Origin of the sequence: Bradyrhizobium sp. UNPF46 (assembly GCF_006658625.1) — a bacterium.
In the GTDB taxonomy this organism is placed as follows: Bacteria; Pseudomonadota; Alphaproteobacteria; order Rhizobiales; family Xanthobacteraceae; genus Bradyrhizobium; species Bradyrhizobium nitroreducens.
Genome location: NZ_LFJB01000065.1, coordinates 1 through 26508, shown reverse-complemented (window position 1 = coordinate 26508; position 26508 = coordinate 1). Strand labels below are relative to the sequence as shown.

At 65.1% G+C, this 26508-nt stretch carries 26 protein-coding genes; 10 read left to right on the top strand and 16 right to left on the bottom strand.

The annotated features are described in order from the left end of the window. The first annotated feature begins 51 nt into the window (after nt 1–51). The 7 genes from gltA to UNPF46_RS24455 all read left to right on the top strand — a co-directional run bounded on the left by gltA (nt 52) and on the right by UNPF46_RS24455 (nt 7748). Complete coding sequence (gene gltA, locus UNPF46_RS24485; RefSeq protein ID WP_100179749.1) at nt 52–1356, top strand: citrate synthase; 1305 nt, start codon at nt 52–54, stop codon at nt 1354–1356. A 213-nt stretch (nt 1357–1569) separates the two neighbouring features. After that, entirely contained in the window at nt 1570–2748 is a 1179-nt protein-coding gene (locus UNPF46_RS24480; protein ID WP_181770094.1) for an ROK family transcriptional regulator, read from the top strand. A gap of 59 nt (nt 2749–2807) precedes the next feature. Then, complete coding sequence (locus UNPF46_RS24475) at nt 2808–4094, top strand: ABC transporter substrate-binding protein (protein WP_142251704.1); 1287 nt, start codon at nt 2808–2810, stop codon at nt 4092–4094. Next, nucleotides 4091–5014, top strand: coding sequence for a carbohydrate ABC transporter permease (locus tag UNPF46_RS24470; protein WP_181770089.1), 924 nt, complete (start codon nt 4091–4093; stop codon nt 5012–5014). Before UNPF46_RS24475 ends, UNPF46_RS24470 begins: the two co-directional genes overlap by 4 nt. Continuing rightward, nucleotides 5007–5864, top strand: coding sequence for a carbohydrate ABC transporter permease (locus UNPF46_RS24465; protein WP_174719155.1), 858 nt, complete (start codon nt 5007–5009; stop codon nt 5862–5864). The genes UNPF46_RS24470 and UNPF46_RS24465 overlap by 8 nt, the downstream gene beginning before the upstream one ends. A gap of 10 nt (nt 5865–5874) precedes the next feature. Beyond that, entirely contained in the window at nt 5875–6984 is a 1110-nt protein-coding gene (locus tag UNPF46_RS24460) for an ABC transporter ATP-binding protein (protein WP_142251703.1), read from the top strand. Next, nucleotides 6981–7748 carry an SDR family NAD(P)-dependent oxidoreductase gene (locus UNPF46_RS24455; protein WP_142251702.1) on the top strand — a complete coding sequence of 256 codons (768 nt, stop codon included), beginning with the start codon at nt 6981–6983 and terminating at the stop codon, nt 7746–7748. Before UNPF46_RS24460 ends, UNPF46_RS24455 begins: the two co-directional genes overlap by 4 nt. Nucleotides 7749–7776: 28 nt before the next feature. Here the strand turns inward: UNPF46_RS24455 and UNPF46_RS24450 are convergent, their stop codons facing one another. Both UNPF46_RS24450 and UNPF46_RS24445 read right to left on the bottom strand, forming a co-directional pair. After that, the gene (locus UNPF46_RS24450) at nt 7777–8088 is read right to left on the bottom strand and encodes a P-II family nitrogen regulator (RefSeq protein WP_100179742.1); all 312 of its coding nucleotides are present in this window, start codon (nt 8086–8088) and stop codon (nt 7777–7779) included. 7 nt (nt 8089–8095) lie between these two features. After that, entirely contained in the window at nt 8096–9064 is a 969-nt protein-coding gene (locus UNPF46_RS24445; protein WP_210248350.1) for a sodium-dependent bicarbonate transport family permease, read from the bottom strand. 97 nt (nt 9065–9161) lie between these two features. Here UNPF46_RS24445 and UNPF46_RS24440 point away from each other — a divergent pair, with 97 nt between their 5' ends. Together UNPF46_RS24440 and UNPF46_RS24435 are read left to right on the top strand one after the other, a co-directional pair. Next, on the top strand, nt 9162–10019 hold the full coding sequence (locus tag UNPF46_RS24440) for a LysR substrate-binding domain-containing protein (protein WP_245448455.1): 858 nt from the start codon (nt 9162–9164) through the stop codon (nt 10017–10019). A gap of 261 nt (nt 10020–10280) precedes the next feature. Next, nucleotides 10281–10745: a fasciclin domain-containing protein gene (locus tag UNPF46_RS24435; RefSeq protein ID WP_142251734.1), complete on the top strand. Its 465-nt coding sequence runs from the start codon at nt 10281–10283 to the stop codon at nt 10743–10745. Nucleotides 10746–10887: 142 nt separating this feature from the next. Here UNPF46_RS24435 and lpxB read toward each other — a convergent pair whose 3' ends face one another. The 3 genes from lpxB to lpxA are packed head-to-tail and all read right to left on the bottom strand — an operon-like array spanning nt 10888 to nt 13738. Continuing rightward, on the bottom strand, nt 10888–12072 hold the full coding sequence (gene lpxB / locus UNPF46_RS24430; RefSeq protein ID WP_142251701.1) for a lipid-A-disaccharide synthase: 1185 nt from the start codon (nt 12070–12072) through the stop codon (nt 10888–10890). Continuing rightward, on the bottom strand, nt 12069–12926 hold the full coding sequence (locus UNPF46_RS24425) for an LpxI family protein (RefSeq protein ID WP_181770088.1): 858 nt from the start codon (nt 12924–12926) through the stop codon (nt 12069–12071). Before UNPF46_RS24425 ends, lpxB begins: the two co-directional genes overlap by 4 nt. A gap of 20 nt (nt 12927–12946) precedes the next feature. After that, a complete protein-coding gene (gene lpxA, locus UNPF46_RS24420; protein ID WP_142251700.1) occupies nt 12947–13738 on the bottom strand; it encodes an acyl-ACP--UDP-N-acetylglucosamine O-acyltransferase in 792 nt (263 codons plus the stop codon). A 175-nt stretch (nt 13739–13913) separates the two neighbouring features. On the opposite strand from lpxA, the gene UNPF46_RS24415 reads away from it, so the two are divergent. Next, nucleotides 13914–14237 (top strand): KTSC domain-containing protein, encoded by a 324-nt coding sequence (locus tag UNPF46_RS24415; RefSeq protein ID WP_100179737.1) that lies wholly within the window; start codon nt 13914–13916, stop codon nt 14235–14237. A 17-nt stretch (nt 14238–14254) separates the two neighbouring features. On the opposite strand, the gene fabZ is transcribed toward UNPF46_RS24415, so the two are convergent. The 11 genes from fabZ to UNPF46_RS24360 all read right to left on the bottom strand — a co-directional run bounded on the left by fabZ (nt 14255) and on the right by UNPF46_RS24360 (nt 26118). Continuing rightward, nucleotides 14255–14716 carry a 3-hydroxyacyl-ACP dehydratase FabZ gene (gene fabZ / locus UNPF46_RS24410; protein ID WP_100179736.1) on the bottom strand — a complete coding sequence of 154 codons (462 nt, stop codon included), beginning with the start codon at nt 14714–14716 and terminating at the stop codon, nt 14255–14257. Further along, nucleotides 14713–15780 carry a UDP-3-O-(3-hydroxymyristoyl)glucosamine N-acyltransferase gene (gene lpxD / locus UNPF46_RS24405; protein WP_142251699.1) on the bottom strand — a complete coding sequence of 356 codons (1068 nt, stop codon included), beginning with the start codon at nt 15778–15780 and terminating at the stop codon, nt 14713–14715. The genes fabZ and lpxD overlap by 4 nt, the downstream gene beginning before the upstream one ends. A gap of 128 nt (nt 15781–15908) precedes the next feature. After that, on the bottom strand, nt 15909–18437 hold the full coding sequence (gene bamA, locus UNPF46_RS24400; RefSeq protein ID WP_142251698.1) for an outer membrane protein assembly factor BamA: 2529 nt from the start codon (nt 18435–18437) through the stop codon (nt 15909–15911). A gap of 187 nt (nt 18438–18624) precedes the next feature. Beyond that, nucleotides 18625–19776, bottom strand: coding sequence for an RIP metalloprotease RseP (rseP, locus tag UNPF46_RS24395; protein ID WP_100179733.1), 1152 nt, complete (start codon nt 19774–19776; stop codon nt 18625–18627). A gap of 44 nt (nt 19777–19820) precedes the next feature. Next, nucleotides 19821–21044 carry a 1-deoxy-D-xylulose-5-phosphate reductoisomerase gene (gene dxr / locus UNPF46_RS24390; protein WP_100179732.1) on the bottom strand — a complete coding sequence of 408 codons (1224 nt, stop codon included), beginning with the start codon at nt 21042–21044 and terminating at the stop codon, nt 19821–19823. Nucleotides 21045–21048: 4 nt separating this feature from the next. Next, nucleotides 21049–21891: a phosphatidate cytidylyltransferase gene (locus UNPF46_RS24385; protein ID WP_142251697.1), complete on the bottom strand. Its 843-nt coding sequence runs from the start codon at nt 21889–21891 to the stop codon at nt 21049–21051. After that, nucleotides 21888–22646: an isoprenyl transferase gene (locus tag UNPF46_RS24380; protein ID WP_142251696.1), complete on the bottom strand. Its 759-nt coding sequence runs from the start codon at nt 22644–22646 to the stop codon at nt 21888–21890. The genes UNPF46_RS24385 and UNPF46_RS24380 overlap by 4 nt, the downstream gene beginning before the upstream one ends. An 11-nt stretch (nt 22647–22657) precedes the next feature. Beyond that, nucleotides 22658–23221 (bottom strand): ribosome recycling factor, encoded by a 564-nt coding sequence (gene frr, locus UNPF46_RS24375; RefSeq protein WP_100179729.1) that lies wholly within the window; start codon nt 23219–23221, stop codon nt 22658–22660. A 67-nt stretch (nt 23222–23288) separates the two neighbouring features. Then, nucleotides 23289–24005, bottom strand: coding sequence for a UMP kinase (gene pyrH, locus UNPF46_RS24370; RefSeq protein ID WP_097662471.1), 717 nt, complete (start codon nt 24003–24005; stop codon nt 23289–23291). Nucleotides 24006–24065: 60 nt separating this feature from the next. Beyond that, nucleotides 24066–24989 carry a translation elongation factor Ts gene (gene tsf / locus UNPF46_RS24365; RefSeq protein WP_100179728.1) on the bottom strand — a complete coding sequence of 308 codons (924 nt, stop codon included), beginning with the start codon at nt 24987–24989 and terminating at the stop codon, nt 24066–24068. A 133-nt stretch (nt 24990–25122) separates the two neighbouring features. Further along, a complete protein-coding gene (locus UNPF46_RS24360) occupies nt 25123–26118 on the bottom strand; it encodes a 30S ribosomal protein S2 (RefSeq protein WP_097662473.1) in 996 nt (331 codons plus the stop codon). Nucleotides 26119–26508: the final 390 nt, after the last annotated feature.

Sequence of the window (26508 nt, the reverse complement as noted above, 5' to 3'; positions counted from 1 at the left end):
TCCGCGGGGCCTCCGGCACCGGCCCGTTTCACCACACATCGGGGACCTACGATGGACGCAAAACCAAACAACAAGACCGCCACGCTGACGGTCGGAAACAAGAATTACGATCTTCCGATCCTCAGCGGCAGCGTCGGGCCTGATGTCATCGATATCGGCAAGCTCTACGGCCAGTCGGGCCTGTTCACCTACGATCCGGGCTTCACCTCGACCGCGAGCTGCCAGTCCAAGATCACCTATATCGACGGCGACGCGGGCGTGCTGGAATACCGCGGCTACCCCATCGAGCAGCTCGCCGAGCACGGCGACTTCCTGGAGACCTGCTATCTCCTGCTTTACGGAGATCTGCCGACCGCCGCGCAGAAGAAGGATTTCGACCACCGCGTGACCCATCACACGATGGTGCACGAGCAGATGGCCCGCTTCTTCCAGGGCTTCCGCCGCGACGCCCATCCGATGGCGATCATGGTTGCGGCCGTCGGCGCGCTCGCCGCGTTCTATCACGACAGCACCGACATCAACGATCCGAAGCAGCGCATGATCGCTTCCATGCGCATGATCGCGAAGATCCCGACGCTGGCGGCGATGGCCTACAAGTACACCGTCGGCCAGCCCTTCGTTTATCCGAAGAACTCGCTGGGCTTTGCCGAGAACTTCCTGAACATGTGCTTCGCGGTGCCGTGCGAGGACTACAAGGTCAGCCCGGTGCTCGCCGACGCGCTCGAGAAGATCTTCATCCTGCACGCCGATCACGAGCAGAACGCCTCGACCTCGACCGTGCGCATCGCCGGCTCCTCCGGCGCCAACCCGTTCGCCTGCATCGCGGCGGGCATCGCCTGCCTCTGGGGCCCGGCGCATGGCGGCGCCAACGAAGCCGCGCTCAACATGCTCTATGACATCGGCACGGTCGACAAGATCCCCGAGTTCATCGCCAAGGTGAAGGACAAGAACTCCGAAGTCCGCCTGATGGGCTTCGGCCACCGCGTCTACAAGAACTACGATCCGCGCGCCAAGATCATGCAGAAGATGTGTCACGCCGTGCTCAAGGAGACCGGCCATGGCGACGATCCGATGCTGAAGGTGGCCCTCGAGCTCGAGAAGATCGCGCTGAGCGACCAGTACTTCATCGACCGCAAGCTCTACCCGAACGTCGACTTCTATTCGGGCATCACGCTGAAGGCGATGGGCTTCCCGGTCTCGATGTTCACCGTGCTGTTCGCGGTCGCGCGCACCGTTGGCTGGATCAGCCAGTGGAGCGAGATGATCGAGGACCCGCAGCAGAAGATCGGCCGCCCGCGCCAGCTCTACACCGGCGTCGCCAAGCGCGACTACGTGCCGATGAAGGATCGCAAGTAAAGTCTGACGAAATAGGTCAGCGGAACGGCGCCATCGCAAGATGGCGCCGTTTTTGTTTCGCGCAGATGCCGCAGGGTGGCCCCCCACGACACCAATCGCGCCGTTCCACGTTGCTGCCGCGCACAACAACAAGTCCAAGCATCACGCCGGCAAACGCTTGACAGTCCAAATGCCCCGCGCGCATTCTTACACTAAGTAAGAATGACGACGGGGATGGAAATGCCGGAGCAGCCGAGAAGTCGGCGGCAGACGCGCGCTGCCATTTTGACTCATCTGCTTCAGTCGGGCGGCTCGTTTCGCCCGCCTCTGGCCAAGGCCGTGCGGCTGTCGGAAGCGAGCCTGTCGCGCATCCTGTTCGACCTGAAGGCCGAAGGCCTGATCGAGGAGGTGCGGCGCCCTGCCCCTTACGTCGGCGGCCCGACCGGCCTCGTGTCGCTCGACGGCTCGGTCGCGCTTGCGGCCTTCGAGCTGACCGCTCAGCACCTCAGCGTCGGCGTCGGCGGCCTGTCGGGCGAGTTGCGCTACACCGAACGCGTGCCGCTGCCGAAGAAACCGACCACCGAGACTGTCGGCGGCGTGTTTCGCGAAGCCATGGCGTTGCTGCGCGATTGGACGCGGCGCCGCCGGATCACGCTGTCGCAGATCGGGGTCTCCATTCCCGGCCTCGGCCGTCTCAGCATCTCGGCCAATCCGATCATCCCCTGCGACGTCGGGCGTATCAACGGCATGTTCGCCGAGATGTTCGCCGACGTGCCGCTCGAATTCACCAATTCGGTCGTCGCTCACGCCACGTTCCACCGCTGCCGCACGGAAAACTATCCGTTCAACGACGCCCATCTGTTCGTCCTGGTCAGCCAGGGCGTTGCGGGCACCTGGATGGACCATCCGAGCGAGACCGACGCTCTCCAGCCGGTCGAGCTTGGCCACATGGTCTTCGGCCCCGATGGGCCGCGGTGCCGCTGCGGCCACCACGGCTGCGTCGAGGCGTACACGTCGCTACCCGCCGTGGCCGGGCTTCTCGGCGTTGCCGAGACCGAATTGCTCCAGCTCGGCAGCGACTGGGTGAACACGATTCCGATGTCCTCGCGCGTGCGGCAGGAGCTGCGACGACGCCTGTTCCGCCTCGGCCTTGCGATCGGCAATACGCTGAACGTGAAGCCGTGCGGCGGCGTTGCGATCAGCGGCTGGCCGTCGATGCTCGCCGAGGACGATCGCAACGCCGTGGTCGAAGGCATCGACGCGTGCCTCTTGGGCGGACGCAAACTGGCGCAGGTGTCCCTCGCCTTCGTTCCGCCGTCGACCGGCAACGATCCGAAGGCCGCGCTCGCCTTCGCCGCCTTCTGCCTCGCCAGCCGTGGCGGCATGCCCGCCACCTCGACGGAGGCCGCCTGACATGCACTGAACCTGCACGTTCCACACGCGCGAAAGACTTCACACCGGGAGGAACTGAAATGCCGATCACAACAACAAGGCGTCGTCTGCTCGCTGGATCCGTGGCCGCGCTCGCATTGCCGGCATTTGCCCGTGCGCAAGGCGCTGTCAAACCGCGCCTCACCGCAATCTCGCAATGGTCCGCGGGCAGCGATGGTGCGGCCATCACTGCGCTCGGCAAGAAGTTCGAGGAGAAGGGCGGCGTCTGGCAGCACTCGCCCGTCCCCGGTTTCACCACCGAGATGATGAACAAGCTGCGCGCCCAGATCATGGCCGGCGATCCGCCGGCCTGCTCGCAGCTCAAGGGCCCCGAGATCGCGGCCTGGTCGAAGATTGCCCCGACCGTCGATCTCGACGCCGTGGTCGCCGCCGCCGGCTATGAGAAGGTCGTCGCGCCGGACCTTGCAAAACTGCACAAGCCGGGCGGCAAATGGATCGCACTGCCGCTGCAGATCTACAGCACCAACATGCTGTTCCTGTCCAAACGCGCGATGGACAAGGCCAAGGCCGACAAGATCCCCGTCACATGGGCTGACTTCAACGACCTCGCCGAAAAGATGAAATCAGGCGGCGTCGCCTTCCCCATCGCCAATGGCGGGACCCGTCCCGACGACGGGCAGAAATTCGAGGCTGCTCTCGCCGGCATCAGTCCGCTCGCATACCGCGCCGCCATCATGAATCTCGAGAAGAAGGCCCTGGAGGGCCCCGAGATCAAGGCTGCGTTCGCGCAGGTGCGCAAGATCGCCGATTGGATGGACCCCAATGTCGGCGCCCAGCACTTCTCGACCAATCTGAAGCGCTTCGTCGACGGCGACATGGGCATGATGATCATGGGCGGCTGGGCGCAGGGCGTGTTGCGCAATGCCGGTTTCAAGTTCGAGGACTTCACGATTGCGCCGGGCCCGAGTGATAACGGCAAGCCTGTGTTCCTGCTGAATGCCGATGCCTTCATCTTCTGGCAGCGCAAGGAGCCCGACCTGCAGGCCGGTCAGACGCTGATGGCCCAGCTCGTCATGGATCCGGCGATCCAGACCATGTATTCGCAGATCACGGGATCGATCCCCGTGCGCACCGACGTCGATCTGTCCGGCGAAGGCTGGTCGGAGGGTCAACGGACCACCGCGGCCGCCCTCAAGAACGCCATCGCCAGCAACCAGGCCGTCCTCAGCATGGCGCACAACATGGCGCAGGAAAACGGCATGACGGCCGCGATGATCGACGTGATCACGGAGTACGTGAAGAACAAGACGATCAAGCCCGAGCAGGCCGCCACGCGCCTCGCCGAGGCCGTCGAGGGCGCGCGTTGAGCAATGCCGCCGCGATCAGACCGGGCCGGCCGGCGCTCCCTGAATGGGTGCGCCGGCTGCCCGAATATCTGATGATCTGGGTGCCGCTGCTGCTGTCCGCAGCGCACCTCGTGTCGTTCTCGCTGTGGACGATCTGGATCTCGTTCACGCCGTCGACGCTCATTCCCGTTATGGGCTGGGTGGGACTGCGCAACTACACGGCGGTCGCGGCATCGCGGAACTGGCAGATCGCCTTCGACAATCTGCTGCTGTTCGGCTGCGCTTTCGTGGTGTTGAGCGCGGCGACCGGCCTCATCCTGGCGATCCTGCTCGATCAGCGCATCCGCGGCGAGAACGTGCTGCGATCGATCTTCCTCTATCCCCTCGCGGTGTCGTTCGTCGTCACCGGCACGGTGTGGAGCTGGCTGCTCAATCCTGGCCTCGGGATCCAGAAACTGGTCCGCGATCTCGGCTGGACCTCCTTCAGGTTCGACTGGCTGATCGACCGCGACATGGCGATCTGGACCATCGTCATCGCTGCGATCTGGCAATCCTCCGGCTTTGCCATGGCGTTGTTCCTGGCCGGCCTTCGCTCCGTCGATGCCGACATCATCAAGGCCGCACAGATCGACGGCGCCGGGCCGGTCCGAATCTACCGGCGCATCATTCTGCCGTCGCTGTGGCCGATCACCATCACCGTCGTCGTGATCCAGTTGCAATTCGCGATTTCGACCTTCGACCTCGTCCGCGCGCTCACCAATGGCGGGCCGGGAATTGCGACCCAGCTGCCGGCCCTGGTCGTCTACGACTTGATGTTCCAGCGCAGCCTGCTCGGCCGGGGCGCGGCGGCGGCAGTGCTGATGCTGCTCATTCTGCTCGCGGTGCTGCTGCCGTATGCAGCCTGGCGATATCTCCAGCGACGGCGGGCCGCCCATGCCTGACCGTACCTTCGCTCCGAGCCGGATCTGGATCTATCTCGTCGTCTCGCTGATCGCCGCAGCCTGGCTCGCGCCGCTCGCCGTTGTCGTTCTGAACTCGCTGCGGACCAACGAGGAGATCGCGCAGGGGTCGATGATCGGCTGGCCGCAGCATCTGGCCTGGAGCAACTACGCCGCAGCCTGGAGCGGCTTCTGCGTCGCCGAGACCTGCGCCGGCATCCGGCCGTACATGCTGAACTCCGCGCTGATCACGATCCCCGCAACGATATTCTCGACCCTGCTCGGCGCTGTCGCCGGTTACGCCGTGTCGCTCTGGCGCTTTCGCGGCGACACCTGGATCTACGGCATCGTCACGCTCGGCCTGTTCCTGCCCCAGCAGATGCGTCTTCTGCCCTGGACCATCGTGCTGCGGGACATCGGTCTCATCAACACGCTGGCGGGCCTCGTGCTGATCCACACCATCCAGGGGCTGTCCTTCACCACGCTGTTCTGCCGCAACTATTATGTCGCCATTCCCCATGAGTTGATCCGGGCCGCGCGGATCGACGGCGCTGGTTTCTTCCGTATCTTCTGGCGCATCATCCTGCCGCTATCGGGGCCGATCCTGATCGTCACAGTGATCTGGCAGTTCACCCATATCTGGAACGAATTCCTCTATGGCGTGACGTTCACGACCGGCCAGCAGCAGCCGGTCACGGCCGCCCTCATCGCGCTATCCGCCGCCGTCGCCGATATCCCGCAGCATGGCGTGCAGAGCGCAGCGGTGATCATCGCCGCGCTGCCCACGCTGCTGATCTACCTCCTCGGCGGCAAATACTTCGTCCGCGGCCTGACTGCCGGGGCGGTGAAATGATGGAGACGTCATGGCAGCACTGAGCATTCGCGCCCTGTCCAAGCGCTACGCCAATCTGGAGGTGCTGAAGGACATCGCCCTCGACATCGAGAGCGGCGAGTTCACCGTGCTGGTCGGGCCGTCCGGTTGCGGCAAGTCCACGCTGCTCAACATCGTCGCCGGGCTCGACCGCCCCAGTGCCGGGACGATCGAGATCGGCGGGCGCGTCGTCAACGATGTCGCGCCGAAAGACCGCGACATCGCCATGGTGTTCCAGTCCTACGCGCTTTATCCCTCGATGACGGTGCGGCAGAACATCACCTTCGGCATGGAATGCCGTCACGTGCCCAAGACCGCGCAGGAAGCCGCGGTCGCGAATGTCGCAAAACTGCTCCAGATCGAGCCGCTGCTCGGCCGCAAGCCGTCGCAGCTCTCCGGCGGCCAGCGCCAGCGCGTCGCGATGGGGCGGGCCCTGGTGCGCGATCCCCTGCTCTTCCTGTTCGACGAGCCGCTGTCCAATCTCGACGCCAAGCTGCGCGTCGAGATGCGGATGGAGATCAAGCGGCTGCACCAGCGCATCGGCGCCACCATCGTCTATGTCACCCACGACCAGATCGAGGCCATGACGATGGCGACGCGGATCGCCGTGATGCATCAGGGCCGCGTGCAGCAATTCGCCGACCCCGACACCGTGTACCGCTATCCCGCCAATCTGTTCGTCGCCCGCTTCATGGGCTCGCCGCCGATGAACACCATTCGGGCCCGGCTCGAGAGCGACAAGGACGGGCTGGTGGCCGTGATCGGCGCGGGCCGCCCGGACCAGATCCGCCTGCGCCTGAGAGATTATGACGGCGCGGCGCCCTTTGTCGGACGCGACGTCGTGGTCGGCATCCGGCCGGAATGCATTGCCGAGGGCAGCCGCGCGTTCTCAGGCGACGCGCCTGTCCTCGTCGAGGCACCGGTGGACATGGTCGAGCCGACCGGTGCCGAGACGATGGTGTCGCTGCGGCTCGGGGGCGAACCCGCGATGGCGCGCATCTCGCCCGATATCCGCCCTGCGCCGGGCGCATCCGCCTCTTTCGCGCTCGACACCCGCCGCATTTGCCTGTTCGACCCCGAGACGGAGCGACTGATCGCATGACGAAGACGACCTATTCGAGCCTCGCGGACCGCGTGGTGCTGATCACCGGTGGCGCCAGCGGCATCGGCGCCGCCTTCGTGCGTGCCTTCGCCGCCCAAGGCGCCCGCGTCGCGTTCCTCGATATCGATGAAGCCGCCGGCGCCGCGCTGGCCGCGGAGGTCGCGGCCGCATGCGGTGCGGCACCGCTGTTCGTGCCCTGCGACCTCCTGGATATCGAGGCCCTGCGCGCCGCCATGGCGCAGGTTCGGCAAAGGCTCGGCGACGCCGCGGTGCTCGTCAACAACGCCGCCAATGATCAGCGACAGGTGCTGACCGAGGTGACGCCCGCCGAATTCGACTGGATGATGGGCGTCAATCTCAAGCACGTCTTCTTTGCCGCGCAGGCGGTGGTGCCGCAGATGCGGGCGCGCGGCGGCGGTTCGATCATCAACATGTCGTCGATCGCCTGGATGCGCGGCGCACCGGCGCTGCCGGTCTACGCCGCGGCGAAGGCGGCCATCGTCGGCTTCACCAACTCGCTGGCGCGATCGGTCGGCCCCGACCGCATCCGCGTCAACGCGATTGCACCGGGCATGGTCATTACCGAGCGGCAGCGGCGGCTATGGTATCCGGACGAACGGGTCATTGCCGAAATGCGCTCGCGCCAAGCTGTTCCGGACGCGGTCACGCCCGAGGACATCGCGAATATGGCGCTTTTCCTCGCCTCCGACGAAAGCCGGCGCATCACCAGCCAGTGTTTCCGTGTGGACGCAGGGCTCGCATAGGGCGTGCAGTCGGGCCGCTACCGGCGGCTCAGAAACGCTCGGGCCGCACCACCTCCACGTCACCGACGGAGACGAGGCCTACCTGCTGGGCTACCACGGCAAACACAGCCTGCAACAACTCGTCCAGCCGAACCGGATCGACGATGCACCAAACAACGAACATCCCGGCGGCGGCGCCGACCTGGCCATCCGCTTCCCATCGGCCGGCTCGCCCGCGACCACCCACGACCGGGGCGACCGAATATCCACTCACACCCGTGCGCTCGAGTTTCTCGGTCAGCCGCTTCAGCAGTGCCCGTTCGATGAGAATCTCGATCCGCTTCTTGGCAAACGTCTGCATGCAGTCCTCACCGCGCGATCATCTGAGCGGCAGCAATGTAGAGCGGGATGCCGACGATCAGATTGAAGGGAAATGTCAGGCCAAGCGAGAGCGTCAGGGCGATCGCCGGGTTTGCCGCAGGAAGAGCGAGCCGCATCGCAGCCGGGACTGCGATGTAGGAAGCGGATGCACCGAGCGTCATCAAAACTGCAGTGCTGCCGGCCGATAACCCGATGAGCCAGGCAAAGAGCGCCGCAAACGCCGCGCCGATGAACGGCATTATCCAGGCAAAGCCTGCAACCGGAACGGACAGCGACTTCCAGCCGTCCCGCAGGCCGCGGCCGGCGATCAGGCCCATATCGAGCAGGAAGACGCACAGGAAGCCGGGGAAGGCATCGAGCAGGAAAGGCTTGAGCGAGGTCATGCCGCGTTCACCCGTGATGCATCCAACCGCGAACGCACCGAGCAAGGCAACGATCGAGCCGTTCAGTGCGATCTCGCGCAAGAAGTCTCCGGACATGTCACCGCTCCCCCTCCCTTCACGGCTGCGGGCGATCATCAGCGCCGAGAAGATCGCCGGCGTCTCCATCGCGGCCGCGACCGCGATCATATAGCCGTCGTAAGGCAAGGCGAGCTGCGTGAGTGCGCCGGTGACGGCCACGAAGGTCACGGCCGATATCGATCCGTAATGACCGGCAACGGCGGCAGCATTGATGTGGTCCAGGCCGGCGCCGCGCAGGAAGGCGTACGCAATGAATGGCAAGCCGGCCGACAACACGACGCCGGCCAGGATCGTCAGCGCCAGCGCAGGCGTCAGACCCTGATGGGCCACTTCGGCGCCGCCACGGAAGCCGATCGAGATCAGCAGATAAAGTGACAGAAAACGTGCAATAGCCTCTGGCACCGAGAGGTCCGAGCGTCCGAGCGAGGCGCCGAGCCCCATGCCGAAGAACAACACCGAAGGCGAGACGAGATTCTGGGCGGCGAGCGCAAGCAAGGTATCCTCCATCCGGTGGGGCGAATGGAGCGCTGGATAGCTTTCCGCGGACGTTTGACAAAATTGATTGTATCAAGCATCATGATTGAAATTGGCAATGATGATGCCCCGCTCTCGCCTGAACCTGGATATCGACCTCGTGCGATCCTTCGTGACGATCGTCTCGCTCGGCAATTTCACGCGCGCCGCTCAGTCGCTAGGCCTGCAGCAATCGACGGTGTCCCTGCAGATTCGCCGGTTGGAGCAACTTGTCGGCGGCACGCTCCTCGAGCGCTCGCCGCAATCGGTCGCACTGACTGCCGAGGGCGAGACGTTTTTCGACTACGCGCGGCGCCTGCTCGATCTCAATGACGAGATCGTCGCGCGCATCCGGGAGCCCGCGATACGGGGGCTCGTGCGCCTCGGCGCGCCCGAGGATTTCGCGACCCGCCACCTCCCCGACGTGCTTGCTCGCTTTGCCCACGCCTATCCCCAGGTCGACCTGGAAGTGACCTGCGATCTGACTATGAATCTGATCGAGCGCTTTCGCAAAGGTGCTTTCGATCTGGCGCTCATCAAGCGTGAGCGTTCCATCGAAATTCCCGGCACCCGTGTATGGCGTGAGCCGCTGGTCTGGGTCACGGGTGGGGTTGATCTCAGACAGGGGGTGCTGCCGCTCGCGGTCTCGCCCAAACCCTGCGTCTATCGGAAGCGGGCGACCGAGGCGCTCGATCGTGCCAAACGATCGTGGCGGATCGCTTACACCTGCGGATCGCTGGCTGGAACGCTCGCCGCGGTCCGCGCGCGACTCGGCGTCACGGTGCTTCCGAAGGACATGGTACCTCTCGATCTTCACGTCGTGGACGGAAAGCCGATGCCCGACTTGAAGGACACCGAAGTGGCGATCCTGGAGCGCGATCGCCTTCCGCTCCCCGCGCAGCGACTTAAGGACTTCGTGGTCAAGACCCTCAACTAAGTCCATCATGCGTGACCTTCGAGAGCCGGAATCTTGCACGGCCGATGAGGCCGGGCGCGGCATTGGGACGCGGCATTTCGGCGGAAATAAACAACCCGCAGTGATCCGGCTATCGGGACGCGTCGTTTCGTGAAGGTCGATCGCAACTGATCGCACGGTGCGGTGCGCCCCTTGGGTGCATCCGTCCCTTCTGCATGGATGGAACCATAGTTGGAGAACATGATGACGCCCGCAATTCGTTCGTTCGTGGCCGGAGCCGCCATGGTCGCTGGCCTGCTAGGCCCTTCTGTCGCGCGCGCCGGCGACATCGTGGACACTGCCGTTTCCGCCGGTTCGTTCACCACGCTGGTGACAGCCGTGAAAGCTGCCGGTCTCGTGAATACGCTCAAGGGCAAGGGACCATTTACGGTGTTCGCACCAAACGACGCAGCATTCGCAAAGCTGCCCCCGGGGACCGTCGAGTCGCTCTTGAAGAACAAGGCCAAGCTCGCGGCCGTTCTGAAGTATCACGTCGTCCCGGGCCGCGTGAAAGCGGCCGACGTCGCCGGGAAGTCGCTGAAGGTCGCGACCGTTCAGGGGCAGCCAATCAGCGTCGACGGCAGTCTTGGTGTCCGCGTCAATGACGCGCACGTTATCCAGCCGGACATAGAGGCGTCGAACGGCGTCATTCACGTCATCGACACGGTGCTTCTGCCGCCGGCGCGTGCGAAAAAGATGCACCACTGAGATCGGCGGGACTGCTCGGCCGCGGGCAGCACCGAGCGTTCAAGTCGCGGCATGAGCTGCGCTCGGTCTGGCCGGGGACGACGTCCCCGGTCAGCACGTGACGTCTGAGCTCCGCGCTGCAGGCAAGAGCTGTGAGGAGATTCTAGCTCGCTCGCCTGCCCTTCCGCATCGTGGCCAGCACGATGTCGGCCGCGAGCACGCTCGGCGACTTGTTGCCGGTCGACATGATCTGGTCGAGCTGGGCAAAGGCCTCGACCTGCTGCCGCCGCAGCGGGGACTCCGTCAGCACATCATGAAGCGCAGGCGCCAGCTTGTCCGGCGTGCAATCCTCCTGCAGGAACTCCGGAATGACGTCCCTGCCGATCACGAGATTGGCGAGGATCACCGAGGAGACGCGGATCGCGCGGCGCAGGATGAAGGCCTCGATCGCGCCGACGCGATAGGCCGTCACCATCGGAATGCCTGACAGCGCGAGCTCCAGCGTCACCGTGCCGGACTTGGCCAGCGCCGCGCGCGCGATGCGGAAGGCGGCGCGCTTTTCGTTCTCTCCGATCACGATCTGCGGCTTGACCGGCCAGTTCGCGATGCCCTCGCGGATGGTGGCTTCGAGATGCGGCATGGTCGGCAGCATCAGGTCGAAGGCGCGGCCTTCCGCTCGCAGGCGGGCGAGCGTCGCGCCGAACACGTCGAGATGGTGCCTGACCTCGCTGCGGCGGCTGCCGGGCAGCACCAGCAGCACCGGCGGCTCACTGTTGCGGCGTGCCTGCTCCTCTTCGTTCGGCCGCAGCGAGGGCAATTGCTCGATCAGGGGATGGCCGACATAGCTGCAGGGCGGCCCGCCCAACTTGCGGTATTCCTCGGGCTCGAACGGCAACAGGCCGAGCACATGGTCGACATAGCCGAGCATGGTCCGCGCCCGGCCCGGCCGCCACGCCCAGAGCTGCGGCGAGACGTAATCGACCACTGGGATCGCGGAATTCTTTGCGCGAACGCGGCGGGCGACGCGGTGGGTGAAATCCGGGCTGTCGATGATGACGAGCGCGTCGGGCGCGCTCTCCAGCACGGCGTCCACGGTCTTGCGGATCAACCCCAGGATCTTCGGCAATTGCTGCACCACCGCGGCGAATCCGACGATCGACAGCTCCTCGATCGGAAACAGCGATTCGAGCCCCTCACGCGCCATGGTGCGGCCGCCGACGCCGACGAACTGCACGCCGTCGCCGAGGCGCTGGCGCAGCACCTTCATCAAGGCGCTGCCGAGCCGGTCGCCGGATTCCTCCGTGGCGATCAGGAAGATCTTGCGCTGGGGATCGCGCGACTGCATCACGCCGGCAGGCCGATGATGAAGAGATATTTCGCGTCGGCAAGCGCGATCATCGCCTGCGGCTCGGCGGCGATGGTGTTGCCGGCGATGACGGCAATGCCCGCGAGCCCGGCGGCCGCGACGCCCTCGATGGTGCGCGGGCCGATCGTCGGCAGATCGAAGCGCAGATCCTGGCCGCTCTTCGGCGCCTTCACCAGCACGCCGCGGCCGGCGGCCGCGCGAATGCGGCCCTCCTCGCGCAGCCGCGCGACGCGCGCGAGCAGTGCATCCGTGCCCTCGATGTCCTCGACCGCCACCACATGGCCGTCGATTACGACCGCCGCCTGGCCGATGTCGAACGGACCGAGCGCGGTCAGCACGGCACGGCCGCGCGCGATGTCGGCCTTGGCATTATCATTCGGCCAGGCACGGCTGATGCTGCCCTCGGGCATCAGCAGATCGGGCGCGACGTCCTTGATGCCGACCATGCGAAAGCCGCCCTGCTCGAGGATGCGGCCGACACCGGAGAGCAGATGATCGTCGCCGCCGCGGAAGGCACGGATGACGTTGCCGAGCAAGCGCAGCGTGGTGACGTCGAAACGGATCTCGGACAGCGAGGGCCGTACCAAGGTGCCTATGAAGATCAGGTCGCGGCAGCCCTCCTCGCGAAACAGCCGCATCGCGCGACCGAGCTGGCCGACCGAGATCCAGCGGTGACGGAATTGCTCCACACGCGCCGGATCGCAGGCGCCCCGAAGGGGAAACAGCACCGGCGTGATGCCGCGGGCGGCGAGCGAGTCGGCGACCGCGAACGGCATCGCGCCGCCGCCGGCGACGATACCGACCGGCGATGAGAGCTCCGCAGCCGCTGATGTCATGCCCGCGGCCATATCCAAGATCACTTCGTGATGGCGGGAAGGCAGAGCGGGCGCTTGCCCTTGCCGATGAAGTCGAGAATCTCGGCGATCGCCGGATCTTCGCCCGCGAGCGACCTGGATGCCTCCAGCCGCTCGGCGAAGGTGCCGGGGCCATGGAAGAGCTTCTGGTAGAACGCCCGCACGGTCGCCAGCCGCTGCTTGGTGAATTTGCGCCGCTTCATGCCGATCAGGTTGAGGCCTTCCAGCACCGCGTACTGGCCGTTGACCAGGCCGAACGGAATGATGTCGTCGCGGACACCGCACACGCCGCCGACCATCACCTGCGGGCCGATGCGGGTGAACTGGTGCACCGCGGACAGGCCACCGATGAAGACGAAGTCGCCGATCTCGCAATGACCGCCGAGCGTCGCCGACGTCGCGAAGATCACGTCATTGCCGACATGGCAATCGTGGCCGACATGGCTGCAATTCATGAAGTAGCCGCGATCGCCGACGGTGGTGATGCCGCCGCCAGCGACAGTGCCAGCGTTCATGGTCACGGATTCCCGGATGGTGCAGCCCGAGCCGATCTTCAGCTGCGTCAGCTCGCCCCGGTAGCTGAGCGACTGCGGCGGCGTGCCCAGCGAGGCAAAAGGATAGATGGTGCAATCGTCGCCGATGGTCGTCTGTGCGGTGACGTGCACATGCCCGATCAGCTTGCAGTTCGCACCGATCACGACGTTCGGGCCGATGATGCAAAAGGGGCCGATCTCGGTGCCCTCGCCGATCACGGCGCCGTCCGCGATCCGTGCGGTGGGATCAATCTTGCTCATCAAGCAATCTTACTCGTTAGGAAGCTCTGATTATGTATTGAAGTCGCTCGGTTTTCCGGTGGTTAGCGCGACTTTGCCCGATCTGTCCAGTGACGTATCATCTCGCCGTGTTTCAAGTATCGGATGAGGCGGCCGTCCCGGTTCGCCAGCAAGTTCATGCGGAGCTTCAGCACTCGTGGTCAGGGCCTTGGCACTTCTGCTCGCACAGCTTGCCGCCGCGCCGATCGTATCCGAGACGGTCGCGACCGGTGATCGCGGCGCCATCGACCTCGCGACATTCGAATGCCGCGACATCGATCGCAGCACGGTGCTTCAGCGCGTCTGCTACGACCGCGCGCGGCACGATCTCGTCGTCGCGACCAGCGGCGGCTATGCGCGCTATTGCGGCGTCGCGGCCGAGACGGTCGACCGCCTTCTCGGCGCGCCGTCCATGGGCCAATTCTTCAACCGGCATATCAGGCGCGAGGCCGCCGGCGGCCGCTACGATTGCAGCGCGTGAGCCTGGTCTGCGGCTTTTTAGTCCGTCAGCATGGCGCCGACGTCGGCTTCCGCAACCACCTGCCCGTTGACCTTGGCGTCGCCGTGAAACCACCACATGGTCTTGCGGCGGCCGAGCGAGCGCATGTGATACTCGATGGTATCACCTGGAAGCACCGGCTTGCGGAACTTGCACTTGTCGATGGTGAGAAAATACACCGCCCGCGGCTTCTCGGTACCTTCGACCGACTTGATGCCGATCACGCCCGCCGTCTGCGCCATCGCCTCGATCATCATGACGCCGGGATAGACCGGGCGCTCCGGGAAATGTCCCTGGAAGGCCGGCTCGTTGAAGGTGACGTTCTTGATGCCGATACCGCTATAGTCGGCGCGGATGTTGATCACGCGGTCGATCAGCAGCATCGGAAAACGGTGCGGCAGGGTCTGGAGGATGGCGTTGATATCGACCAGCTCGAACTTAACAGGTGATTCCGACGTCATTCCCGTCCCTCGTCCTTCGGATCGGCCTTGCTGTCACGCACCAGGCGCTCCACCGCGATAATTTCCTTGAACCACTGCTTGGTCGGCTTGGCAAAGAAACCACCCCAACGACCGCCAGGCGGGATGTCGTCCTTGACCCCGCTCATCGCAGTGACCTGGGCGCCGTCGCCGATCTTGAGGTGGTTGTTGATGCCAACCTTGGCTCCCAGCGCCACGTTGTCGCCGATCGTCAGGCTGCCCGCGAGGCCGATCTGGGCCGCCAACAGGCAATTCCGGCCGATCGTCACATTGTGGCCGATCTGGACCTGATTGTCGATTTTGGTGCCCTCCCCGATCACGGTGTCGCGCAGGGACCCGCGGTCGATGGTGGTGCCAGCGCCGACTTCCACATTGTTCTGGATCAGCACGCGGCCGGTCTGGGGCACCTTCAGATGGCCCTCGGGGCCGAAAAAGATGAAGCCGTAGCCGTCCTGCCCGATCGAGCAGCCGGGATGGATCAGCACGTTATTGCCGATCAGGGCGCACTGGATGGCGGTGCGGGCGCCGACATTGCAGTCCCGGCCGATCTTGACGCCGGGGCCGATGACCGCACCGGCGCCGATCACGGTACCGCTCCCGATCTCGACGTCCGGGCCGATGACCGTCAGCGGCTCCACGATGACGTCGTCCTCGAGCCTGGCCGAGGGATCGATGATGGCCGACGGCGCGATGCCCTCGATCCCGAACCAGGACTGCGGGCGCAGCGCATCGCCGTGCCATTCCCGGGCGATCCCGACGAAGGCACGGAACGGCTGGGCCACCCGGAGCACGGCCACATGGGCGGGCACCTGGGCCTCGAAGCGCGGGCTCACCAGGCATGCCCCGGCCCGGGTCGCCTTGAGCTCGTCGGCATATTTGAGGTTGTCGAAAAACGCCAGATGCATCGGGCCGGCTTCGTCGAGCGAAGCAAGGCCCGTGATGACGTGGTCGCCCCTTGCCGGGTCGACCAGCTGCGCCTTGGTCTGCGCGGCGATCTCGGCCAGCGTCGAAGCCGGCGGCTTTTTGAAGAAGGTCGGCTGCGCCATTCCACCCCGTCGCGGTCCGGCTTCGGCATGAAGCGGTCGGGCCGCATCATGCCTAATCTCATGGATTGAGCACGATCTTTTTGAGCACCGGCCCCAATCGGGGGCCGGCTCATGCCCAGCTGATCGAATTAGAACGTGGTACCGCCGCCGAACCGGAATTCCTGCGTACGGTCGTACTTGCCCTTGCTGAGCGGCACGGCGTAGTCGAAGCGCAGCGGACCGAACGGGGACTGCCAGATCAGGCCGACACCGACCGACGACCGGATGACCTTGCTGTCGTCATACACGAGGCCGGTACAGGTTCCCGTGACCGTCGGATTGACCGACGACGGAATACATCCAGGCGCATTGACCTCGTTGGTCGCCGTCCAGCTCGTCGGGCCCTTGTAGTCGTAGAGGCCGCCGGCATCGGCATAGACCGCGCCCTTCAGACCCACTTCCTTCGGCAGGAACCAGAACGGCATCTGCAATTCGAGCGAAGCGCCCCAGTACTTGGTGCCGCCCAGCGCGTCCCGCGAACCGAAGGGGTTCAGGTCACGCGGACCGATACCGTTCGGAGCAAAGCCGCGGACCAGGTTCGGGCCCATCTGGAAATGGTCGAGCATCCGCAGATCGTCGCCCATCTTGGTCAGGATGCCGCCCTGGAGACGGACGAGACCGACGATGTCCGACACCAGCGGGGCATAGTACTTACCGTCCGCCACGGTCTTCAGATAGGAGACGTCGCCACCGACGCCGGCGAAATCCTGACGGAAGTCGATGAGCAGACCGTCGGTCGGGTTCTTGTTGTTGTCCAGCGTGTTGTAGGTCAGCGTGTAGCCGAGCGCCGAAGTCAGCGTCTTGCCGTTCGCCAGCTCCTTGCGCACCGGCAGCGAGGCTTCGCCGTCGCTGTAGCAGCCGAGGCCGTTGGTGGAGCTGAGATCCGGAACGCCGCCATTGGCATTGACGAAGGCCGGGCTCGGGTTGAACGCGGACGAACCGACGACGTTGTTACAGTTCGCCAGGTAGTACGGCAGCGTGATCTGCTGCTGGTAGATCGAGTAGCGCAGCTGCAGCGACAGGTCCTCACGCAAGGAGAAGCCGAGGCGCGGCGAGAAGCCGAGCGTCTTGGTGCCGTAGGAGATGTAGCTGTTGGACTTCTGCTCACGCTGATAGAGGTCGAGGCCGAGCGCGACGCGGTAGTCGAGCAGATAGGGCTCGACGAACGACAGCGAGTAGCCGCGGGCATACTGGCCATAGGTCACCGACGCCTTGGCGAACAGGCCCCGGCCGAGCAGGTTGCGCTCGGAGATCGAGACTTCGGCCAGCGCGCCGTCCGTGGTGGAGTAACCGCCCGAGATCGAGAAGTCGCCGGTCGATTTCTCTTCCATGTCGACGATCAGGATCACACGATCGCTCGAGGAGCCCGGCTCCGTCGTGATCTTCACGCTCTTGAAGTAGTCGAGGTTCTTCAGGCGCCGCTCGGCGCGGTCGACCAGGGCGCGGTTGTAGGCATCGCCCTCGGAGATGTCGAACTCGCGGCGGATCACGTAGTCACGCGTACGCGTGTTGCCGCGCAGGTTGATGCGCTCGATATAGGTGCGCGGGCCTTCGTCGATGTTGAACACGACGGAGACGGTGTGCGCCTCGAAATTGCGGTCGCCGCCCGGCCGGACCACGGCAAACGCATAGCCGCGGCGCGAGGCCTCGATCTGCATCTCCTCGACCGACTTCTCGACCGATTCGACGTTGTAGAGCGAGCCGACATTGACGCGCGAATAGGCGCGCAGCGACGAGGGGTCGAAGTTCGGGATGCTGGAGCGGAAGTCGATCGCGCCGACGCGGTACTGCGATCCTTCCTCGATCTTGAACGTGACGTTGAAGCCCTTCTTCTCGGGATCGTATTCGGTGAGCGCGGCCACGACCTGGACGTCGGCGAAACCGTTCTTGAGATAGAAGCGGCGGATCAGGTCGCGGTCGGCTTCGACGCGGTCGGGATCGTAGATGTCACCGCTGGCGAGGAAGCTCAGCAGGTTCGATTCGCGGGTCTTGATGACGTCGCGCAAACGGTAGGACGAGAACGCGTTGTTGCCGACGAACTCGATCGACTTGACGCCGGTCTTGGCGCCCTCCTCGATCGTGAAGATCAGGTCGACGCGGTTGTTCGGCTGCTCGATGATCTCCGGCGTGACGCGGACGTCGTAGCGGCCGGAGCGCCGGTAGATCTCGGCGATTCGCAGCGTGTCGGACTGCACCATGGCACGCGAGAAGGTGCCGCGGGCCTTGGACTGGACCTCGGTGGTGAGCTGCTCGTCCTTGATCTTCTTGTTGCCCTCGAAGGCAATACGGCCAATCACCGGGTTTTCCACCACGGAGACGATGATCTGGCCGCCGGAGCCGCGGTTGATTCTCACGTCCTGGAACAGGCCGGTCTCGATCAACGCCTTGAGGCCGTCATCGATGGCGCCTTGATCCAGGCGGCCGCCCGGGCCCGGCTTGAAATAGGAGCGGATCGTCTCCACCTCGACCCGGCGATTCCCTTCAACGGAAATCGACTGAACGGTCTGAGCGAACGCAGACGAAGACACGAAAACAGCCCCGACCGGGGCAATTACCGGCGCGCCGAACATGATCAGGGTTGCGAGCAAGCCCCCCCGGAGTCGCAGTCCAAACTTCATGCGCAACGCGCCCTTATCATTCCGTGCCAGACCCAACCCCAAAGCCGGTCCGGAGATTCCCCAAGTTCAGGCCGCTTGTAGCCAATTTCACCGACGCCGCAAACGGCCGAAAGCGCCGTAATTCCAATTTCATTCCAAGACGTTGCTGATCAGCAACGCCATAAGGCACGCCACAAAAAAGCCCCTATCAGGAAGCCGCCATGCGCAGGATGTCGTTGTAGGTCGCAAACACCATCAACATCAGCACCAGACCGAGCCCGATTCGGAACCCCATCTCCTGGGTCCGCTCGGACAGGGGCCGGCCGCGGACCACTTCCGCCGCGTAGAACATCAGATGGCCGCCATCGAGCAGCGGGATCGGGAACAGGTTCAACAGGCCGATCGACACCGACAGCACCGCGCACAGATTGATCACGAACTGGAACCCGGCGCTGGCCGCCTGCCCGGACATCTTAGCGATTCCCAGCACGCCGCTGACCTCGTTGGGATTTCCCTGCCCGACGAACAGCGAGCCCAGGAACTTGAAGGTGCTGGTAATAATGAACCAGACCTGCTCGACCCCGATCTTGAGCGCCTCGCCGACGCCGACCGGCGCGGTCGAAGCCTCACCGGCCTGCGACTTGTGCTCGACGCCGAGCACACCGAGACGGTGGCTATTGCCGAACGGATCCTTGCGCTCGAGCAGCGCCGGCGTTGCGGTCAGCGAAACGATCGCACCGTCCCGCTTCACCTGGAAGGCAAGCGCCGAACCGGCATTCATCGCAACGATTCGCTGCATGTCGGCAAAGCTCTCGATCGGCTTGCCGTCGATCTGGACGACGACGTCCCCGATCTTGAACCCGGCCGCCGCCGCAGCCCCATCGGCGACGACGCCGTCAACCCGGGCGATCGTGCTCGGCTTGCCGTAATACAGCGCCATGCCGGCGAAGATCAGCGCACCCAGGATGAAATTGGCAATCGGGCCCGCCGCGACGATGGCGGCACGCGGACCGACCTTCTTGTGGTGGAAGCTGCCGGCGCGCTCCTCGGCCGTCATGGCCGCGAGCGTCTGGGCCGATGGGGTCGAGGCCTCGCTCTCGTCACCGAAAAACTTGACGTAGCCGCCGAGCGGGATCGCCGAGATCTTCCAGCGGGTGCCATGGCGATCGTTGAAACCGACCAGCTCAGGTCCGAAACCGAGCGAAAAGGTCAAGACACGAACGCCCGCCCAGCGCGCGACCAGAAAATGGCCGAGCTCATGGAAGAACACGACGATCGTCAGGACGAACAGGAAGGGAACCGCATAGCCTAGCACCCCATGGCTCAACGCATTGAAACTATGGGTAAAAAAGTCGATCATCGAATTCCCTCATCCAGCGCCGCAAGGCCCTGGCCCCGAACCATCTAGGATGCCTTTAAGGCAATTTGAGGCAATAGGGCGGCAGCTTTATTTCGCGCAACATGGTCAACAGAGATTGCATCATCGGCTGAAGTCATCGGCGCCTGGTTCCCGCCACGGACCCAGTCGTCCAGTGTCGCCTCCACCAGCCGGGCGATCGCGCCGAACCGGATCTTGCCGGCGATGAATGCGGCAACCGCGACCTCGTTGGCGGCGTTGTAGACGGTGGTCGCTCCCTTCCCGGTCCGGAGCGAATCGAAAGCCAGGCGCAGCCCGGGGAAGCGCTCGAAATCGGGCGCCTCGAAGGTGAGCTGACCGATCTTGGCGAGGTCCAGCTTTGCGGCCGGCCCCTTGATCCGGTCGGGCCAGCCGAGGCAATGCGCAATCGGTGTGCGCATGTCGGGGGCGCCGAGCTGGGCCATCACCGAACGGTCGGAGAACTCGACCATGCCGTGGATGATGGACTGCGGATGCACGAGGACGTCGATCTCGTCGGGCGACAGCGCGAACAGATAGGAGGCTTCGATCACCTCGAGACCCTTGTTCATCATCGAGGCGGAATCGATCGTGATCTTCTGGCCCATGCTCCAGTTCGGGTGCTTCAGGGCCTGCTCCAGCGTGGCCTGCTCGATGTCGGCGGGCTTCCAGGTTCGGAACGGGCCGCCCGAGGCCGTGATGATGACGCGGACGAGTTCGTCACGATTGCCCGATGCCAAGGCCTGGAACAGTGCGTTGTGCTCGGAATCGGCCGGCAGGATGCAGGCGCCGGCCTTCGCAGCACGCTGCATGAAGAAATCACCGGCGCAAACCAGGCATTCCTTGTTGGCGAGCGCGACATGCGCGCCGCGATCGACCGCGGCCAGCGCCGGCTTCAACCCGGCAGCGCCGCTCACGGCCGCCATCACCCAATCGGCCGGACGCGCGCCGGCCTCGATCACCGCGCTTTCGCCGGCGCCGCATTCGGTGCTCGTTCCCGCGAGTGCGGCCTTGAGCTCGGCGAGCTTGGAGGTATCGGCGACCGCAACGTAACGCGCGGAAAACTCCTTCGCGAGTTTTGCCAGCGCAGCGACGTTGCTGTTCGCGGTCAGGGCTTCGACGCGATAGCGCTCGGGCGAGGCGCGCAGCAGGTCCATGGTGCTGTCGCCGATCGAGCCGGTGGCACCGAGGACCGTGACGCTGCGGACGCTCGACGCCGCAGCCTTGTTATTACGCAATGGGACCGCGCTCATATCCTCACCAAACCATAAGACCGCTTCCGGCGCTATGCACACCATGGCGGAGAAAGCCGATAATCCATGCCACCAGGATGGCGGCGACAAAACCGTCCAGGCGGTCCATAAGCCCGCCATGGCCGGGAATTAAGTGACTGGAATCCTTGACGCCGAAGCGCCGCTTCACTGCCGATTCGAACAGATCGCCCGCCTGCGAGACGACCGACAGGACCGCGCTGATCAGCAGCAGCGGAACCGCCTTCCCGATCCCGCAAGCCGCAAAACCGGCAGCAACCACAAGGCTCGCCACGAAGCCCCCGAGCGCTCCGGCCCAGGTCTTCTTCGGGCTCACGCGCGGCCAGAGCTTCGGCCCGCCGATGCTGCGGCCGGCGAAATAGCCGCCGATATCCGTCGCCCACACCACGAGCAGCACGAACATCAGCGCGGAGAAGCCGTTGACGAGATCCTTCCGGACCAGGATCGAGGCCAGCAGCGCAGCCGCGGCATAGGCGAATCCAGTCGCCGCCCAAACGAACTTGCCGCGCGCGATCAGCGTCACGATCGCGCCGCCGACGAGGCCGACGACGACGGAGGTCTTGAGCCCGCCGAAGGCGACGGCGGCGCCCATCATGGCGATGACGACCGTCCCTGCCCCGGTCAACGCAGCGGAGCCTGCGCCGATCACCGTCAGCCATTCCGCAAACAGCCCGATCGACACCAGGGTGACGAGCAGCACCCACAGCCAGCCACCGGCGTAAGCGATCGCAATGGCGAGCGGCGCCAGCACCAGCGCTGCGAGGACCCGCATCACCAGATTGCTCGGGGCAGGCTTGGCGCCCGCCGGTGCGGAATCGTGTTCGCTCACGAGGCGGTTTTCGCGACCAGGCCGCCGAAACGGCGCTCGCGCCTGGCGAATTCGGCGATTGCGCCCTCCAGCGCCGCCTTGTCGAAATCCGGCCAGTGGATCGGCACGAACACGAGCTCGCTATAGGCGGCCTGCCACATCAGGAAATTGGACAGGCGCTGCTCGCCGCTGGTGCGGATGATGAGATCGGGATCGGGAATGTCGGGCGCATCGAGATGCGCGCCGAGCGTCTCGGCATCGATCGTCGCGGGATCGCGCGTGCCTTCGGCAACTTCGCGCGCCAGCTTCTGCGCCGCCTTCGCGATCTCCTGCCGCGAGCCGTAGTTGAAGGCGACCACCAGCGTGAGGCGCGTGTTGTCGCGCGTCAGCTCCTCGGCCTCGTTGAGCAGCGCGCAGATATCGCTTTCCAGCCCCTCGCGCTCGCCGATGATGCGGACCTTGACGCCGTCACGGTGCAGGCTGGCCAGATCGTTGCGGATGAAGCGGCGGAGCAGGCCGAAGAGATCGCCGATCTCGCTCGCCGGGCGCGACCAGTTCTCGGAACTGAAGGAGAAGATGGTGAGATACCGGATGCCAAGCTCGTGCGAGGCCCGCACCACGCGGCGCAGCGCCTCGACGCCGCGGCGATGCCCCTCCGCACGCGGCAGACCGCGCGCGGCCGCCCAACGCCCGTTGCCATCCATGATGATGGCGACATGCGCAGGCGCCTCGGACCGATCGGGTCCTTCCGTGGCAGGCGCGGCGGCGTTGGACATTGAAGGTGGCCTTAAACGGTGAGAATTTCTTTTTCCTTGGCGGCCAGCAACTGGTCGATCTCGGCGATGGTGCCGTCGGTCGCCTTCTGCACCTCGTCGGCGTGTCGCTTCTGGTCGTCCTCCGACATCTCGTGATTCTTCTCGAGCTTCTTGAGGACGTCGAGACCGTCGCGGCGGACGTGGCGCGCCGCGACCTTGGCAGCTTCCGCGTATTTGTGCGCGACCTTCACCAGCTCCTTGCGCCGCTCCTCGTTGAGCTCTGGAATGCGCAGGCGCAGCACCTGGCCTTCGGTCGCGGGCGACAGGCCGAGATTGGAATCGACGATCGCCTTCTCGACCGCCTTGACCATCGACTTGTCCCAGACCTGCACCGAGATCAGACGCGGTTCGGGCACGCTGACGGTCGCGAGCTGGTTGAGCGGCATGTGGCTGCCATAGGCATCGACCTGCACCGGATCGAGCATCGAGGCGGAGGCGCGCCCCGTCCGCAGGCCGCCGAGCTCGTGCTTGAGCGAGGCGACGGCGCCCTGCATGCGGCGCTTCACTTCGTTGAGGTCGAAATTACCCGTGGGCATCACGCTTCTCCTTCAAAATCCCGGCGACCGCTCCGCGCCCTTCCCATCGGGCGCTCCAGATGAGCCATCAGCCGGCGACAATGGTTCCGTGGCCGACGCCGCGCAGAATCGCGCCGATCGACCCCGGCTCCGCGATCGAGAATACGATGATAGGCAGCGACGTCTCGCGGGCAAGCGCGAAGGCGGTCGCATCCATCACCTTGTAGCCACCCTCGATCGCCTGCGAATGGGTCAGCCGGTCAAACCGCGTGGCGGACGGGTCCTTCTTCGGGTCGGCCGAGTAGACGCCGTCGACATTGGTCGCCTTCAGCACCGCCTGGGCGCCGATCTCGGCGGCGCGCAGCACCGCGGTCGTATCGGTGGTGAAGAACGGATTGCCGGTCCCGCCGCCGAGCAGCACGATGCGGCCCTCGGCGAGATATTTGTGCGCCGCAGTGCGGGTGAACAGCTCGGAAATCTCCGGCATGACGAAGGCCGACAGCGTTCGCGCCGGCGTGCCCTTACGCTCGATCGCCGCTTCCAGCGCGAGACAGTTCATCATGGTGGCGAGCATGCCCATGGTGTCGCCGGTCGGCCGCGACACGCCGCGGGCGGAGACCTCGACGCCGCGCACGATATTGCCGCCGCCGATCACGACCGCAACCTCGGTGCCGAGCTTGCGGGCCGCGATCACATCGTCCGCAACCCGGTCGACGGTCGTCTGATCGATGCCAAAGCCTTGCTGCCCCGCGAGATATTCGCCGGACAGCTTGATCACGACGCGACGGTAGACCGGATCAGTCATGAGCACTTTCCTTGTCCGGGCGCCGCTTCCGGCGGCGCGCCGGAAGGATCGTTCCGGCGCTTACTTCTTGCCGCTGGCTGCGGCGACTTCGGCGGCGAAGTCGCTTTCCTGCTTCTCGATTCCCTCACCGAGAGCATAGCGCACAAAACCGGCGATCTTCACAGCGCCGCCGACCCTGCCCTCGGCCTCCTTCACCGCCTGCGCCACCGACTTGCCGGTGTCGTGGATGAAGGCCTGCTCGAGCAGGCAGACTTCCTTGTAGTAGGTCTTCAGACCGGACTCGACGATCTTCTCGATCACGTTCTCCGGCTTGCCCTGCTGGCGATACTTGTCCGCGAGCACGTCCTTCTCGCGCTTGACGACCGCCGGATCGAGACCGGACGGATCGAGCGCCAGCGGATTGGCGGCGGCAATGTGCATCGCGATCTGGCGGCCCAGGCCAGCGAGCTCGTCGGCCTTGCCGGGCGATTCCAGCGCCACGATCACGCCCATCTTGCCGGCACCGTCGACGACCGCACCGTGGACGTAGCTCGACACCACGCCCTGGCTCACTTCGAGCGAAGCAGCGCGGCGCAGCGTCATGTTCTCGCCGATGGTGGCGATCGCGTCGTTGATCGCGGCTTCCACCGTGACGTCACCGACCTTGGCGGCCTTGATCTTCTCGACATCGGAGCCGGTGTCGAACGCCACCTGGGCGATCATCTTGACCAAGCCCTGGAACTGGCCGTTGCGCGCGACGAAGTCGGTCTCGGAATTGACCTCGACCACGACACCCTTGTTACCCTTGGTGAGCGCGCCGATCAGGCCTTCCGCCGCGACGCGGCCGGACTTCTTGGCGGCCTTGGACAGGCCCTTCTTGCGCAGCCAATCCTGCGCCGCTTCCATGTTGCCGTCGTTTTCGGTCAGCGCGGCCTTGCAGTCCATCATGCCCGCGCCGGTCGACTCGCGCAGGTCCTTGACCATCGCAGCTGTGATCGTTGCCATCGTTGAAAATCCTTTGTGCCTGCCGGTTTGCCGCGGCGTGGCATCCAATTGCCCCGCCGCGGTCCATCTCAGGAATTCGCGTCAACTGAAATGGTGGCCGGATCCTATCCGGCCAACCCATCGCTCTTTTTGACTATTCCGCTTCCGCGGTCAGCGCCTTGGCCTTGGCTACCCAGGCATCCGCGCGGCTCGGCAGACCGACTTCTTCGCCGATCGTGTGCGCGGTGTCGTGGTCGAGCTCGGCGAGCTGCCAATAGTGGAAGATGCCGAGGTCGTTGAACTTCTTCTCGATCGCACCCGAGACGCCCGGGAGCTTCTTGAGGTCGTCGGCGGTGCCGCGGGGACCCGCAAGGCCCTGGAAGCCGCTCGAGGACGCCGCCGGCAGCTCTTCGGCGAGCGGACGGGTCGAGGCACCGATGTCGATGCCGGAATCGCCCTGGGCGCGCGAGATGCCGTCGATCGCGGCACGCGCAATCAGGTCGCAATAGAGCGCGATCGCACGGCCGGCGTCGTCATTGCCCGGCACCACATAGGTGATGCCCTTCGGGTCGGAATTGGTGTCGACGATCGCGGCGACCGGGATGTTGAGGCGCTGGGCCTCCTGGATCGCGATGTCTTCCTTGTTGGTGTCGATCACGAAGATCAGGTCGGGCAGACCGCCCATGTCCTTGATGCCGCCGAGCGAGCGGTCGAGCTTGTCGCGCTCGCGCTGAAGCGTCAGCCGCTCCTTCTTCGTGTAGGAATTGGCTTCGCCGCCGGCCAGCACGTCATCGAGGTGACGCAGGCGCTTGATCGAGGCCGAGATCGTCTTCCAGTTGGTCAGCGTGCCGCCGAGCCAGCGCGAATTGACGAAATACTGCGCGCAGCGCTTGGCAGCGTCGGCAACGCCGTCCTGCGCCTGGCGCTTGGTGCCGACGAACAGGATGCGGCCGCCCTTGGCGACGGTGTCGCTGACGGCCTGGAGGGCCGTGTGCAGCATCGGCACGGTCTGCGCCAGATCGACGATGTGGATGTTGTTGCGCGCGCCGAAAATGAACGGCGCCATTTTCGGATTCCAGCGATGAGACTGGTGGCCGAAGTGCACGCCAGCTTCGAGCAGCTGACGCATAGTGAAATCGGGCAGTGCCATAGTTCTAATTCTCCGGTTGGTTCCTCCGGAAGCGTGTGAGCAAAACGGAGCGTCGTCGCCCCGGTTGCCACCGGACGGCCTTGCGAGCCATGCTTCCGTGTGAGATGGCGCGCTGTATAGCGCGATTTCGGCCAGAAGCAAGGAAATAAGGGCCTTTCCGGGGCGGTTTTCGCCCGCTCAAGGCCCCTGCTCCCAAAAGCCCCGCAAACCCCGCGCCGACGGGTCCCCGGCTAGCATTTGGGCTGGTTGGGCGGGCACTTCTTTGCCGCGGCCGGCGGCGGCGCTGGGGGCCGCGGCGGAGGTGGTGCCGGGCGCGGCGGGGGCGCAACGGCCATCCGCGGCGGCGGTGGCGGGGGTGCCGGTCGGGCGACCGGTGGCGGCGGCGCCGGA

Coding starts and splice junctions, on each gene's coding strand:
- UNPF46_RS24465 (WP_174719155.1), top strand. CDS start 5,007: ATGCCTGACCGTACCTTCGCTCCGAGCCGGATCTGGATCTATCTCGTC.
- gltA (WP_100179749.1), top strand. CDS start 52: ATGGACGCAAAACCAAACAACAAGACCGCCACGCTGACGGTCGGAAAC.
- fabZ (WP_100179736.1), bottom strand. CDS start 14,716: ATGACGTCGGAATCACCTGTTAAGTTCGAGCTGGTCGATATCAACGCC.
- bamA (WP_142251698.1), bottom strand. CDS start 18,437: ATGAAGTTTGGACTGCGACTCCGGGGGGGCTTGCTCGCAACCCTGATC.
- UNPF46_RS24435 (WP_142251734.1), top strand. CDS start 10,281: ATGGTCGCTGGCCTGCTAGGCCCTTCTGTCGCGCGCGCCGGCGACATC.
- UNPF46_RS24475 (WP_142251704.1), top strand. CDS start 2,808: ATGCCGATCACAACAACAAGGCGTCGTCTGCTCGCTGGATCCGTGGCC.
- UNPF46_RS24480 (WP_181770094.1), top strand. CDS start 1,570: ATGGAAATGCCGGAGCAGCCGAGAAGTCGGCGGCAGACGCGCGCTGCC.
- UNPF46_RS24460 (WP_142251703.1), top strand. CDS start 5,875: ATGGCAGCACTGAGCATTCGCGCCCTGTCCAAGCGCTACGCCAATCTG.
- UNPF46_RS24450 (WP_100179742.1), bottom strand. CDS start 8,088: ATGCAGACGTTTGCCAAGAAGCGGATCGAGATTCTCATCGAACGGGCA.
- UNPF46_RS24455 (WP_142251702.1), top strand. CDS start 6,981: ATGACGAAGACGACCTATTCGAGCCTCGCGGACCGCGTGGTGCTGATC.
- frr (WP_100179729.1), bottom strand. CDS start 23,221: ATGCCCACGGGTAATTTCGACCTCAACGAAGTGAAGCGCCGCATGCAG.
- UNPF46_RS24380 (WP_142251696.1), bottom strand. CDS start 22,646: ATGTCCAACGCCGCCGCGCCTGCCACGGAAGGACCCGATCGGTCCGAG.
- UNPF46_RS24425 (WP_181770088.1), bottom strand. CDS start 12,926: ATGACATCAGCGGCTGCGGAGCTCTCATCGCCGGTCGGTATCGTCGCC.
- UNPF46_RS24360 (WP_097662473.1), bottom strand. CDS start 26,118: ATGGCACTGCCCGATTTCACTATGCGTCAGCTGCTCGAAGCTGGCGTG.
- rseP (WP_100179733.1), bottom strand. CDS start 19,776: ATGATCGACTTTTTTACCCATAGTTTCAATGCGTTGAGCCATGGGGTG.
- lpxA (WP_142251700.1), bottom strand. CDS start 13,738: ATGAGCAAGATTGATCCCACCGCACGGATCGCGGACGGCGCCGTGATC.
- UNPF46_RS24440 (WP_245448455.1), top strand. CDS start 9,162: ATGATGATGCCCCGCTCTCGCCTGAACCTGGATATCGACCTCGTGCGA.
- tsf (WP_100179728.1), bottom strand. CDS start 24,989: ATGGCAACGATCACAGCTGCGATGGTCAAGGACCTGCGCGAGTCGACC.
- dxr (WP_100179732.1), bottom strand. CDS start 21,044: ATGAGCGCGGTCCCATTGCGTAATAACAAGGCTGCGGCGTCGAGCGTC.
- pyrH (WP_097662471.1), bottom strand. CDS start 24,005: ATGACTGATCCGGTCTACCGTCGCGTCGTGATCAAGCTGTCCGGCGAA.
- lpxD (WP_142251699.1), bottom strand. CDS start 15,780: ATGGCGCAGCCGACCTTCTTCAAAAAGCCGCCGGCTTCGACGCTGGCC.